The sequence below is a fragment of the Streptomyces sp. NEAU-174 genome (genome assembly GCF_052665095.1).
Genome location: NZ_JBQTCE010000007.1, coordinates 424038 through 436818, shown reverse-complemented (window position 1 = coordinate 436818; position 12781 = coordinate 424038). Strand labels below are relative to the sequence as shown.

At 71.9% G+C, this 12781-nt stretch carries 9 protein-coding genes; all 9 read left to right on the top strand.

The annotated features are described in order from the left end of the window. The 9 genes from asnB to ACT2CW_RS22570 are packed head-to-tail and all read left to right on the top strand — an operon-like array spanning position 1 to position 12781. The gene (asnB, locus tag ACT2CW_RS22610) at positions 1-1935 is read left to right on the top strand and encodes an asparagine synthase (glutamine-hydrolyzing) (RefSeq protein ID WP_445518026.1); all 1935 of its coding nucleotides are present in this window, start codon (positions 1-3) and stop codon (positions 1933-1935) included. Positions 1936-1973: 38 nt separating this feature from the next. Beyond that, positions 1974-4163, top strand: a complete 2190-nt coding sequence (locus tag ACT2CW_RS22605; RefSeq protein WP_445518025.1) for a bi-domain-containing oxidoreductase — start codon at positions 1974-1976, stop codon at positions 4161-4163. Next, on the top strand, positions 4160-6103 hold the full coding sequence (locus ACT2CW_RS22600) for an alginate lyase family protein (protein ID WP_445518024.1): 1944 nt from the start codon (positions 4160-4162) through the stop codon (positions 6101-6103). The genes ACT2CW_RS22605 and ACT2CW_RS22600 overlap by 4 nt, the downstream gene beginning before the upstream one ends. A gap of 7 nt (positions 6104-6110) precedes the next feature. Then, on the top strand, positions 6111-7640 hold the full coding sequence (locus ACT2CW_RS22595) for a right-handed parallel beta-helix repeat-containing protein (protein WP_445518023.1): 1530 nt from the start codon (positions 6111-6113) through the stop codon (positions 7638-7640). A gap of 1 nt (position 7641) precedes the next feature. Continuing rightward, a complete protein-coding gene (locus tag ACT2CW_RS22590; RefSeq protein WP_445518022.1) occupies positions 7642-8868 on the top strand; it encodes an O-antigen ligase domain-containing protein in 1227 nt (408 codons plus the stop codon). A 2-nt stretch (positions 8869-8870) separates the two neighbouring features. After that, the gene (locus tag ACT2CW_RS22585) at positions 8871-10184 is read left to right on the top strand and encodes a glycosyltransferase (RefSeq protein ID WP_445518130.1); all 1314 of its coding nucleotides are present in this window, start codon (positions 8871-8873) and stop codon (positions 10182-10184) included. Continuing rightward, positions 10111-11346 (top strand): class I SAM-dependent methyltransferase, encoded by a 1236-nt coding sequence (locus ACT2CW_RS22580; protein WP_445518021.1) that lies wholly within the window; start codon positions 10111-10113, stop codon positions 11344-11346. Before ACT2CW_RS22585 ends, ACT2CW_RS22580 begins: the two co-directional genes overlap by 74 nt. Then, complete coding sequence (locus ACT2CW_RS22575) at positions 11343-12137, top strand: glucose-1-phosphate cytidylyltransferase (RefSeq protein ID WP_432046830.1); 795 nt, start codon at positions 11343-11345, stop codon at positions 12135-12137. Before ACT2CW_RS22580 ends, ACT2CW_RS22575 begins: the two co-directional genes overlap by 4 nt. Continuing rightward, on the top strand, positions 12134-12781 hold the full coding sequence (locus tag ACT2CW_RS22570) for a PIG-L deacetylase family protein (RefSeq protein ID WP_432046831.1): 648 nt from the start codon (positions 12134-12136) through the stop codon (positions 12779-12781). The genes ACT2CW_RS22575 and ACT2CW_RS22570 overlap by 4 nt, the downstream gene beginning before the upstream one ends.

Here is a 12781-nt window from a genome sequence, read left to right as displayed (position 1 = left end):
ATGTGTGGCATCGCGGGAACATACCGATGGCCGGACGGGAAGGCCGTGACCGACCGGCTCACCCATACCCTCGCCCACCGCGGTCCGGACGGGACGGGCCGGTACAGCCACCCCGCAGGGGACGGCGAAGTGCACCTCGGGCACCGTCGGCTGGCCATCATCGACCTGTCCGGGACCGGCGCCCAGCCGATGGTCTCGGGCGGCCTCGTCCTGACGTACAACGGCGAGCTGTACAACGCGCCCGAGCTGCGTGCCGAACTGGCCGCCGCCGGGGCGCGCTTCCGTGGCACCTCCGACACCGAGGTGCTGCTGGAGGCCTGGCGGCGCTGGGGCACGGACTGTCTGCCCCGGCTGCGCGGGATGTTCGCGTTCGGGATCTTCGACGAGCGGACCGGTGAGCTGGTGCTCGCCCGCGACCAGCTCGGCATCAAGCCGCTGTTCCTGCTCCGGCGCGGCGGGGGCCTGGTGTTCGCCTCAGAACTCAAGGCGCTCGCCGCCGTGACCGGCGGGTCGCTGGAGGTGGACCAGGCGGCGCTGGTGGCCTCGCTGCTGTACTACTGGGTGCCGGACTCGCGCTGCGCGTTCCGCGAAGCGGAGAAGCTGCCGCCCGGGAGCTGGCTGAGGTGCCGGCCCGACGGCCGGGTGGACCGCGGCCGGTTCTGGAACCTCAGGGATGTGGCTGCCGAGGGCCGGGAGCGGGCCCGCAGCGGCGAGCTGCCGGACCTCGCCGCCATCGTCGAGGAGTCGACCCGGCGCCATCTGCTCTCCGACGTGCCCGTGGCGACCTTCCTCTCCGGCGGTCTCGACTCCAGCTACCTGACCGCGCTGGCCGCCCGCCACCAGCCCGGGATCTCCGCCTACACGATCGGGTTCCGCGCCGAGGACGCCAGGTTCGAGGCGATGCCGGACGACCTGCGCTACGCCCGGCAAGTGGCGACGCGGTTCGGCGTCGACCTGCATGAGATCGAGATCGCCCCGAACGTGCTCGACCTGCTGCCGCGGATGACGTACCACCTGGACGAGCCGATCGGCGACCCCGCCGCGATCAACACGTTCCTGATCTGCTCGGCCGCCCGGGAGGCCGGGGTCAAGGTGATGCTCTCGGGGATGGGCGCCGACGAGCTGTTCGCCGGTTACCGCAAACACCTGGCCAACCTGATCGCGCTGCGCTACCAGCGCGTCCCGCGGCCCCTGCGCCGCGGGGTGTCCAGGGCCGTGGACCGGCTGCCGGTGGCCACGGCCCGCCGGGGGTACCGGTCGGTGCGCTTCGCGAAGCGGTTCCTGTCCTTCGCCGATCTGCCGGAGGAGACCGCGTTCCGGCGCAGCTACACCATGTACGACCAGGACGAGCTGCTCGCACTGATCGATCCGGACCTGGCCGGGACGGTCGGGGACGTGCTCACCGAGCATGCGGAGGTCTACCAGGACAACGACCTCGACGACTTCGTCAACCGCATGTGCCTGGGCGACGCCCGGATGTTCCTGCCGGGCCTGAACCTCGCGTACACGGACCGCTCGAGCATGGCCGCGTCGACCGAGGTGCGGGTGCCGTATGTGGACGTCGAAGTGGTCAGGGCGGCGTTCGCCGTGCCCGGCGACCGCAAGATCGTCGGACGGCAGGGGAAGGCCGTCCTCAAGGAGGCGGCCACCTCTATCCTGCCCCGGGAGATCGTGTACCGGCCCAAGGGCCTGTTCAGCGCCCCGCTGCGCGCCTGGATGAGCCGGGATCTGGCACCGCTGGTGCGCGAGGTGGTCGACGACGGCCTGCTCGTCCGGTCCGGGTTCCTGCGCCGTGACGCGCTGGCCCGGATGGTCGCCGAGGACGCCGCCGGGCAGCGGGACTTCTCCAAGCATCTGTGGCATGTGCTGACCCTCGAGTACTGGTATCGCGGCGCGACCTCCGGGGCCGGCCAGAACGCTCACGTATCGGCGTAGAACCGGCGGAGAACCGGCGGAGAACAAGGGGACTTCGGGTGAAACAGGTTGTGCAGAACTACAAGAGCGGCGAGCTGGCGCTGCTCGACGTGCCGGTGCCGGGGTGCAAGCCGGGCGGTGTGCTGGTCCGCAGCGCCTACTCGCTGATATCCACCGGGACCGAGCTCATGAAGGTGTCCGAGGCCGGCATGTCGATGCTGGGCAAGGCCCGCTCCCGGCCCGACCAGGTGGCCAAGGTCGTACAGAGCGTGGCCACCAACGGGGTGCCCGCCACCTATCGCAAGGTGATGGGCAAGCTGGACTCCTACACGCCGCTCGGCTACTCGCTGTGCGGGGTGGTCGAGCAGGTCGGCGCCGGGATCGACGATGTGAAGGTCGGCGACCTCGTGGCCTGCGCCGGCAATGAGCACGCGCTGCACGCCGAGCTGAACTGGGTGCCGAAGAACCTCTACGCCCGGGTGCCGGACGGCCTCGCGCCGCGGCACGCGGCCTTCGGCACCGTCGGGTCGATCGCGTTGCAGGGCGTCCGCCAAGGCGAGTCACACCTCGGCGAAGTGGCGCTGGTCATCGGCCTCGGGCTGATCGGACAGCTGGTGGTGCAGCTGCTCGCCGCCTCGGGAGTCCGCGTCGTCGGGGCCGACCCCGACCCGGCGCGCTGTGAGCTCGCCGAGCGGCTGGGCGCGGCGGCCTGCGGCGATCCCGCCTCCGCGGCCGTGGAGACCGCCGTCGCCGAACTCACCGGCGGCCACGGTGTGGACCAGGTGTATCTGGCCGCCGGCGGCGGCAGCAACCAGCCCGTCGAGCTGGCCGCCCGGCTCTGCCGGGACCGCGGCCGGGTCGTCGACATCGGCAAGTGCCGCCTGGACCTGCCGTGGAACGCGTACTACGAGAAGGAGCTCGACGTCCGGTTCTCCCGCAGCTACGGCCCCGGGCGCTACGACCCGGAGTACGAGCTCGAGGGGCGGGACTACCCGATCGGCTATGTGCGCTGGACCGAGCGCCGCAACCTGGCGTGCTTCCTCGATCTCCTCGCCCGCGGCAGCGTCGACGTGGAGCCCCTGGTCTCCCACGTGGCCGACTTCGATGACGCCGTCGAGACGTACCGGCGCCTGAAGGACGGCGACCTGAAGGCCGTGGCCGTGCTGTTCCGGTATCCCGGCGACCCCGGCCACGCCGTGGAGACGGGGGACCCGGAGGTGGCCGTGCCCGCGGTGCGACGCGGCGGCGGAGGGTCCGCCCCGGCCCGGCTCGCCAACGCCTCGGTGCGGCTGGCGTTCGTCGGCGCGGGAAACTACGCCACGTCGATGCTGCTGCCGCATCTGGAACGGCGCGAGGGCGTCGAGCTGTCCACGGTCGTCACCACGACGGCGCTGTCCGCGGCCAACGCGAAGCGGAAGTTCGGCTTCGCCGAAGCGACCACCGATCTCGACGCCGTGCTCGGCGACAAGTCCATCGACGCGGTGTTCGTGGTCACCCGCCACAGCTCGCACGCCGAACTGACCCAGAGGGCGCTGCGGGCCGGCAAGGCGGTGTTCGTGGAGAAGCCCCTGGCCCTCACCGAGGACGAGCTGGCCGGGGTGCTCACGGCGGTGGAGGAGTCCGGCAACGACCGGCTCCAGGTGGGCTTCAACCGCCGGTTCGCGCCGCTGCTCCAGGAGGCCAGGAAGCGGTTCGGCGCCCGGACCGGGCCGGCGAGCCTGCGCTACCTGGTCAACGCGGGCCGCTTGGAGCACGGCAGCTGGTACCTCCAACAGGGCACCGAGGGCTCGCGGTTCGCCGGTGAGGGCGGACACTTCATCGACACGGCGAGCTGGCTGCTCGGGGCCGACCCGGTCTCGGTGTACGCGGTCGCCACGTCCGGCAACGAGGACCTCCAGGTCGTGCTGGGCTACCCGGACGGGTCCACCGCCACCATCGCCTACGTCACCACCGGCTCGCCCGGCTTCCCCAAGGAGACGCTGGACCTGATCGCGGACGGCAAGGTGCTGCGGCTCGACGACTTCGTCCGTGCCTCGGTGTATGGCCGCAAGCGGTGGGTCAGCTCGCGGCTGCCCAAGGCCCGGGACAAGGGCCAGTCCGCCGAGCTGGCCGCGTTCATCAAGGCCGTGCGGACCGGCGGGCCGATGCCGGTGCCGCTGGAGTCGCTGGTCGCCACCACTTCGGCCACCCTCGCCGTGCGGGCCGGTCTGGCCGCCGGTGCGCCGGTGACGTTGGCGAGGGCCCTGTGACCATGAGCGTGGGCTGGTACCTGCGGCGGCTGTCCCGGATGGGGCCGCGGGAGGTCGGCGGCCGGGTGGCCGACGCGGTGCGCAGGCGGCGGTGGCGGTCGGGGCCGCCGGACTGCCCGAGCGTGACCGGCGCCCGGTTCACCGCGGTCCTGCCCGCGGGGACGATCGGCGCGGTGCCACCGGACGCCGCCAAACGTCTCGTCGCCGAGGCGGACCGGCTGATGGCCGGGCACGCCGCGTACTTCGGGGTGGACCGCGACGACATGGCCGACCCGGACTGGTGGTACGACCCGAAGACCGGGCGCCGGGCTCCGAGCGGCTACGCCTTCGACGTGCCGTACCGCGACGAGGACGCGGTCGGGGACATCAAGCAGATCTGGGAGCCGTCCCGGCATCAGTACCTCACGGTGCTCGCCGCCGCCTACGCGATCACCGGGGACGAGCGGTACGCCGAGCGCGTGGCCGAGCACCTGCGGTCGTGGTGGACGGCCAACGCGCCCCTGCGCGGAGTGCACTGGACCAGCGGTATCGAGCTGGGGATCCGGCTGCTGTCCTGGGTGTGGATCCGCCGGCTCCTCGACGGCTGGCCCGGCGCGACCGGGCTGTTCGAGGACAACCCGGTGGCGCGAAACCAGATCTGGCACCACCAGCGCTGGCTGGCCGCCTTCCCGAGCCGGGGGTCCTCGGCGAACAACCACGTCATCGCCGAGGCCGCCGGGCAGTTCGCCGCGGCCTGCGCGTTCGACTGGTTCCCCAGCTCGCGGCGCTGGCGGGCCGACGCGCTCAAGTCCCTGGAGCGGCAGCTGCGGAGCAACACCTTCGGCTCCGGCCTCAACCGCGAGCTGGCCACCGAGTACCACGGGCTGGTGCTGGAGCTCGGCCTGGCCGCGGTGGCCGAGGCGGATGCCGCCGGAGTGCCGGTCCCCGCGACGGTCCGGCTGGTGCTGCTGCGGATGACCGACGCGCTCGCGGCCGTCGTGGACAACCGGCTGCGGCCACCGCGCCAGGGGGACGCCGACGACGGGCACGGTCTGGTCGTGGACGGCGCGGGCACCGACCGCTGGGGTTCGCTGCTGGCCACCGGGGACGCCGTGTTCGGCCGGCTCGCCTGGTGGCCGGCGGTGACCGGCACCGATGTACGGACCCCGCTGCTGGCCGCGCTCATCACACCCACCGAACCGCCGGTGACCCGACCACCAAGCCGACCGGGCCACTTCGCCGACGCGGGGCTCACGATCCTGCGCGGCCCGGGACAGATCTGGTGCCGCTGCGACGGTGGTCCGCACGGCTTCCTGTCCATCGCCGCACACGCCCACGCGGACGCGCTGTCCGTGGAGGTCCGGCACGACGGGGTCGATGTGCTCGCCGACCCGGGGACGTACTGCTACCACGGGCAGCCCGAGTGGCGGCGGTACTTCCGGTCGACCCTCGGCCACAACACCCTGCAACTGGACGGCGCCGACCAGTCCGTCTCCGGCGGCCCGTTCCTGTGGACCCGTCATGCCCGCAGCCGCGTCCTGGTCGCGGAACCGTCCGACGAGGGCGTGGCCCGCTGGTGTGCCGAGCACGACGGCTACCAGCCCTCCGTGCACCGCCGCCGGGTGGAACTGACGGCCGCGGCCGAGGAGCTGAGGGTGGTCGACGAGGTGCGCGGCCCGCGCCGGGAGGTGCGCCTGGCGTTCCACCTCGGCCCGGCGATCGCCGCCGACCTGCTGGACAACCGGGCACAGCTCACCTGGACCCGGGACGGCGAGGACCGCTCCGCGGTGCTGGACCTGCCCGGGCAGCTGTCCTGGCGGGCACATCGCGGCGCGACCCAACCGCCGCTGGGCTGGTACTCCGCCGGCTTCGGGCGCAAGGAACCCACCACCACACTGGTCGGCACCGGCTTCGCCGACGGCGCACGGGGGTTCACCACCGTACTCAGGTTCCGCGGCTAGGGGGCGCGTGGTGATCAAGTGGCGGAACTGGGCGTTACCGGTGGCGGCCGCGGTGCTCGTCCTGGTGGCGGCGACCGGCTGTGTGAGCACGCCGGGCGCCCCGGCCGCGGAGCCGACCGCCGCGCCGTCCGGGGCCCGGTCCGTGGCCCGGGCGTGCGCCAAGCCCCCGGCCGGGCCGGCGAAGGCGCCCGCGGGCGCGGTGCCGGTCGACCCCGCGGTGGTCGGTGACCTGGCGGCGAAGACCAAGGGCAACCCGCCGAACACCACGTTCTGGCTCCGACCGGGCAAGCACCGGCTCGACCCGGACCGCTATGCCCAGGTCATCCCCAAGAAGGGGGACCGCTACCTCGGCGCGCCGGGCGCGGTGCTCGACGGCCGGAAGAAGAACCAGTACGCGTTCGGCGGCACCGCCCGCGACGTCACCATCAGCCATCTGACCGTGCAGCGTTTCGTGGCGCCGCCGGACGAGGGTGTGGTCAACCACGACTCGGCCGACGGGTGGGTGATCGAGCACGCGACGATCCAGGACAACTCCGGCGCCGGGCTGATGGCCGGTGCCCGCCAGCGGGTCCGCGCCAGCTGCCTGCGCGACAACGGCCAGTACGGCATGAACGCGTACAAGGCCAAGGGCCGCATCAGCGGCCTGGTGGTCGAGGGCAACGAGATCGTGGGGAACAACACCGGCGACTGGGAGCGGCGGCGCAAGGGCTGCGGCTGCACCGGAGGCATCAAGTTCTGGGCCGTCAACGGCGCCGACATCCGCGGCAACTGGGTGCACGACAACCGTGGAACCGGGTTGTGGGCGGACACCAACAACAACGACTTCCGCATCGAGAAGAACGTGCTCGAGGCCAATGACGGCGCCGCGCTGATCTACGAGACCAGCTACAACGCGGTCATCCGGAACAACACCATCCGCCGGAACAACTGGGTCGAGGGCCGCAGGGAGGCCGAACGCGGCGACAACTTCCCGTACTCGACCGTCTACCTGTCCGAGTCCGGCGGCGAACCACGGATCAGGGCCCGCACCGACAAGATCGAGATCTACCGGAACGTACTGGAGAACAACTGGTCCGGGATCACCCTGTGGGAAAACGCCGACCGGTTCTGCAACAGCCCGGCCAACACCTCGTCCGGCGACTGCACCTTGCTGGTCCGGGACACCGACCGCTGCGCCGAACCGGCGATCGCCAAAGCACCGCTCTACGCCGACTGCCGGTGGAAGACCCAGCGGGTGGACATCCACGACAACCGCTTCGTGCTGGACAAGTCCGTCGTCAAGTGCACCGTGAAGTGCGACCGCATGGCGGTGCTGGCCAACTACGGCACCTATCCGGACTGGTCGCCGTACCAGGGCGAAGGGGTGGCCGAGGCGATCACCCACAAGCAGCACAACCGCTGGCACGACAACGTCTACCTCGGACCGTGGCAATTCGTCGCCCAGGACCCGAGCCGGGTGCTCGACTTCGGGCAGTGGCAGATCACGCCGTACCAGCAGGACGCGGGCAGCACCCTCCGCGCACGGGACGGTGGTTGAGATGGGCGGGGGGCCCACACCGAAGATCGTCGGGACCGTCTGGGGGCTGCTGGTCCTCAACACCCTCGGCTCCGCCGGGGCGAAGACCATCGTCCCGCTGCCCCGCTCCCTCATCCAGATGGTCACCATGGGCGCGCTGGTCGCCGCGTTCGCGCTGGCGCTCGCGGTCAATCTCCGGCTGCGCATCCGGGCCAGCGCGTATGTCTTCCTGCTCACCCTGCTCCTGGTGACGAGCGTGATCTCCAGCGCGAACCTGGAGTCCGGGTTCGGCGCGCTGTTCCGCTGCGCCCGGCTGGCCCTCTTCGTCGGCACGCTGTGGCTGCTCAGCCGCTGGTGGGACGGCGATCTGACGTTCGTGCGGCACCACATCCGGATGTACTTCGCGGTGCTCGGGTCGGTGGCCGTCGGTCTGGTCGCCTCACCGGGCGCGGCCCTGCCCGACCTCTACGGCGGGCGGCTGGTCGGCGCGTTGTGGCCGCTCACCCCGCCGCAGATCGGACAGTACGCCGCGGTGATCATCGGGCTCACCGTGCTGCTCCTACTGGGCCGCCGGACCGACAGGGTGAGCGCGGCGGTGGTCATCGTGCCCTCGCTCGTCCTGCTCGCGCTGACCCATACCCGGACGGCCACGCTCGGCCTGTTCCTCGGCCTGGCGCTGGCGATCGGCTCGCTCCTCCTCACCAGCGCCGCGGCCCGCCGCTTCTTCAGCTGGGCGGTGCTGTGCGCCACGGTGGCCGCGGTGGGGTTCGCCTCCCTGCTCCAGGCGTGGTTCCTGCGCGGACAGAGCAAGGAGAACTTCTCCAGCCTCACCGGTCGGGCCAAGGTCTGGGACGCCCTGCTGGCCGCGCCCAGGACGGCCGGGCAGAAGTGGTTCGGCATGGGCCTGGGCGACAAGTCGTTCGGCGGGCTGCCGATCGACAACAGCTGGCTGGCCGTCTACAACGAGCAGGGTCTGGTCGGCGTCACCCTCGTCGCGGCGATCATCATCGTGCTGGGCGGCGTCGCGCTGCTGCGGCCACCGTCGCTGGAGCGGGCCTGCGCGATCTTTCTGATCAGCTACTGCGCGATCGCGTCGTACACCGAGGCCGGTCTTGGCGACGCCTCGCCGTATCTGCTGCATCTGGCCCTGGCCGCATCGCTGTTGGCGGCACCCGCCGCGGCCGCGCCGCTCACGACGCTCCCGCCACGACACATTCCGCGCTGGGCCCGGCGATCGGAGGTTCCTTGAGCATGCACGTCCTCGTGGTGCACAACCGCTACGGCTCGGCGCAGCCGAGCGGGGAGAACAAGGTGGTCGACCAGGAGGTGGAGCTGCTGCGCGCGGCCGGCCACCAGGTGGGTGTGTTCGAGCGGCGCAGCGACGACATCGGCGCCCGGTCCCTCCTCGGCAAGGCCGCGGTGCCGCTCCTCGTGCCGTGGAACCCGGCGGTCCGCGCGGAGCTCGCCGCCCGGCTGCGCGCCGAGCGGCCGGACGTGGTCCACGTCCACAACGTCTTCCCGCTGCTGTCGCCCGCGGTGCTCGCCGCCTGCGCCGACGCCGGGGTGCCCGCCGTCGCCACGCTGCACAACTACACCCAGGTCTGCCCTCCCGGCACGCTGCAACGGGACGGCGAGCCGTGCGCCGAGTGCGTCGGGTCGAAGGCACCGCTGCCCGCCGTCCGGCACGGCTGCTACCGGAACTCCCGCCTCGCGACGGTGCCGCTCGCGGTCGGCCTGTGGGTCAACCGGCGGCGATGGTGGTCCGGCGTGGAGCGGTTCTTCTGCATCTCCGCGGCGCAGCGCGACGTCCTGGTGCGGGCCGGTATGCCGGCCGAGCGGCTGGCGGTGAAGCACAACTTCGTGCCCGACCCGGGCGCCCGCCGAGTGGGCGGGGGAGAGCAGCTGCTCTATCTCGGCCGGCTCGCGGAGGCCAAGGGCGTACGGCTGCTCATGGCCGCGTGGGACGAGATCGCGGCGGGCGGCGGTGTGGGCGTACCGCTCGTGATCGCCGGGTCGGGGCCGCTGGAGCGAGAGGTCACCGCCTGGGCGGCGGGCCGGGACGACGTGGCGTACGTCGGCCTGCTGGACCCGGCGGAGTGCGCCAGGACCGTCGCGCGATCGGTCGCCGTGGTGGCTCCCTCGACGTGGCTGGAGGCGTTCGGCCTGGTGGTCGTGGAGGCGATGGCGGCCGGGGTCCCGGTCGTCGCCGCCGGACACGGCGCCTTCGTCGAACTCGTCGAGGACGGCGTGACCGGGCTGCTGCACCAGCCGGGCGACCCCGCCTCGCTCGCGTCCCGCATACGCCGGATCGCGGCCGAGCCGGCTCTGGGCCGGGAGATGGGCCGGGCGGCCCGGCTCCGTTACGAACAGGGTTTCAGCCCGGCCGTCGGGCTGGAGCGCCTGGTGGAGGAGTACCGCACCGCGATCGCGGGGCGGTCAGCACTGGCTCGCGGCGGGGACTCCCGCGCGAGCGGGGGGATGGGGACAGTAGATGACACGATGCCGACTCTGCGGCTCGGAAGCGATGGCGAGCGTCGTCGACCTCGGGGCGACGCCACCATGTGAGAGCTTTCTCGCCGCGGACCAACTGGACCAGCCGGAGCCCGCGTACCCGCTGCACCTGCGGGTCTGCACCGACTGCTGGCTCGCGCAGATCCCTCCGCTGATCACGCCGGAGGAGACGTTCAAGGAGTACGCGTACTTCTCCTCGTACTCGACCTCCTGGGTGGAGCACGCGCGCACCTTCGTGGACGACGCCGCGGCGCGGCTGGAGCTGGGCACCGGCGCCTTCGTGGTCGAGGTCGCCAGCAACGACGGCTACCTGCTGAAGCATGTGGTGGACCGCGGGATCCGCTGCCTGGGCATCGAGCCGTCGGTGAACGTCGGCGCCGCGGCCCGGGACGCGGGTGTGCCCACGCTCACGGAGTTCCTGAGCCCGGAGACCGGCTCGGCCGTCCGCGCCGAACACGGCCCGGCGGACCTGGTCGTGGCCAACAACGTGTACGCGCACATCCCCGACGTCGTCGGATTCACGAAGGGGCTGCGCGCCCTGGTCGCCGACGACGGCTGGGTCTCCATCGAGGTGCAGCACCTGCTGACGCTGATCGAGGAGAACCAGTACGACACGATCTACCACGAGCACTTCCAGTACTACACGGTCGCGTCCGCGATCCGGGCGCTGGCGAGCGGCGGACTCACGCTCGTGGACGTCGAGCTGCTGCCCACGCACGGCGGCTCCATCCGGCTGTGGGCCCGCCCGGCCGAGGTGGCCGGCGAGCCGTCCCAGCGGGTGGTGGACGTGCTGGCCCGGGAGAAGGCCGCCGGACTGCAAGAGCTGTCCGGGTACACCGAGTTCTCCGCCCGGGTGGCCACGGTGCGCCGGGACCTCCTGAAGTTCCTCATCACGGCGGCCGAGTGCGGCGAGACGGTCGTCGGCTACGGCGCCCCGGGCAAGGGCAACACCCTGCTCAACCACTGCGGCATCCGGCCCGACCTGCTCGCGTACACGGTCGACCGCAACCCCTACAAGCACGGCAGGTTCACTCCGGGCACCCGCGTCCCGATCCTGCCGCCCGAGCGGATAGCCGCCGACAAGCCGGACTACGTGCTCGTCCTCCCGTGGAACCTGCGGGCCGAACTGACCGAGCAGCTGTCCTTCGTGCACGAGTGGGGCGGCCGGCTGGTCTTTCCCATCCCGGAACTGAGCATTGTCGAGGTGACGTCATGAAGGTCGTTCTGTTCTGCGGCGGTTACGGGATGCGGATGCGGAGCGGCGCCGCGGACGATGTGCCCAAGCCGATGGCGATGGTCGGCCCCAGGCCGCTGATCTGGCACGTCATGCGCTACTACGCGCACTTCGGGCACACGGAGTTCATCCTGTGCCTCGGGTACGGGGCCCACCACATCAAGGACTTCTTCCTCAACTACGAGGAGACGACGTCCAACGACTTCGTGCTGCGAGGCGGGCGGACCGAGCTGCTGTCCACCGACATCTCGGACTGGACGATCACGTTCGCGCAGACCGGCGTCGAGTCGCCGATCGGGGAGCGGCTGCGCCGGGTGCGGCACCACCTGGACGGCGACGAGATGTTCCTCGCCAACTACGCCGACGTGCTCACCGACGCCCCGCTGCCGGAGATGATCGACCGGTTCGCCCGGCGCGACGCCGGTGCGTCGATGATGGTGGTGCCGCCGCAGTCCTCGTTCCACTGCGTGGACCTGGGCGATGACGGCCTGGTGGGGGGCATCACCGCGGTGAGCGAACTGCCGCTGTGGGAGAACGGCGGCTACTTCGTGCTCCGCCAGGAGATCTTCGACCACATCCCGGAGAACGGGGACCTGGTCGCCGACGGATGCGCCCAACTGGCCAAGCGCGGGCGGCTGGTGGCCCACCAGCACCGCGGCTTCTGGAAGCCGACCGACACCGTGAAGGAGCGGGCCGCGCTGGATGCCGCCTACGCCCGGGGCGACCGCCCGTGGGCCGTGTGGGAGCGGGACAGTACCGGAGCACGGGCGTGATCCGGCTCGGCGCCGGACGCCCGGACCGGATCGTCGCGGTGGGCGCGCACTGCGACGACATCGCCATCGGCGCGGGCGGCACGCTGCTCGCGATGTGCCTGGCACGGCCGGGGCTGCGCGTGGACGCCCTGGTGCTCTCCGGCGGCGGCAGCGAGCGGGAGCGGGAGGAGCAGGCCGCGCTCACCGCCTTCTGCCCGGACGCCGACCTGCGGCTGACCGTGCACAAGCTCCCCGACGGCCGGCTGCCCGCGCACTGGGAAGAGGCCAAGGCCGCGGTCGAGGAACTGCGCGCGCGGACCGAGCCGGATCTGGTGCTGGCGCCGCGCACCGATGACGCGCACCAGGACCACCGCGCCCTGGCGAAGCTGATACCCACCGCCTTCCGCGACCACCTCGTGCTCGGCTACGAGATCGTCAAGTGGGACGGCGACCTCGGCCGCCTCGCGGCGTACCAGCCGCTGTCGCCGGAGATCGCCGAAGAGAAGGTGCGGCTGTTGCGGGAGCACTACCCCTCGCAGCGGCACCGGCCCTGGTACGACCGGGAGGCCTTCCTCGGCCTCGCGCGGATCCGCGGCATCGAATGCCACGAGCGATACGCCGAGGCGTTCGCCGTCACCAAACTCACGCTCAACCTGGGGGGTTGA

Coding starts and splice junctions, on each gene's coding strand:
- asnB (WP_445518026.1), top strand. CDS start 1: ATGTGTGGCATCGCGGGAACATACCGATGGCCGGACGGGAAGGCCGTG.
- ACT2CW_RS22590 (WP_445518022.1), top strand. CDS start 7,642: ATGGGCGGGGGGCCCACACCGAAGATCGTCGGGACCGTCTGGGGGCTG.
- ACT2CW_RS22585 (WP_445518130.1), top strand. CDS start 8,871: ATGCACGTCCTCGTGGTGCACAACCGCTACGGCTCGGCGCAGCCGAGC.
- ACT2CW_RS22580 (WP_445518021.1), top strand. CDS start 10,111: ATGACACGATGCCGACTCTGCGGCTCGGAAGCGATGGCGAGCGTCGTC.
- ACT2CW_RS22575 (WP_432046830.1), top strand. CDS start 11,343: ATGAAGGTCGTTCTGTTCTGCGGCGGTTACGGGATGCGGATGCGGAGC.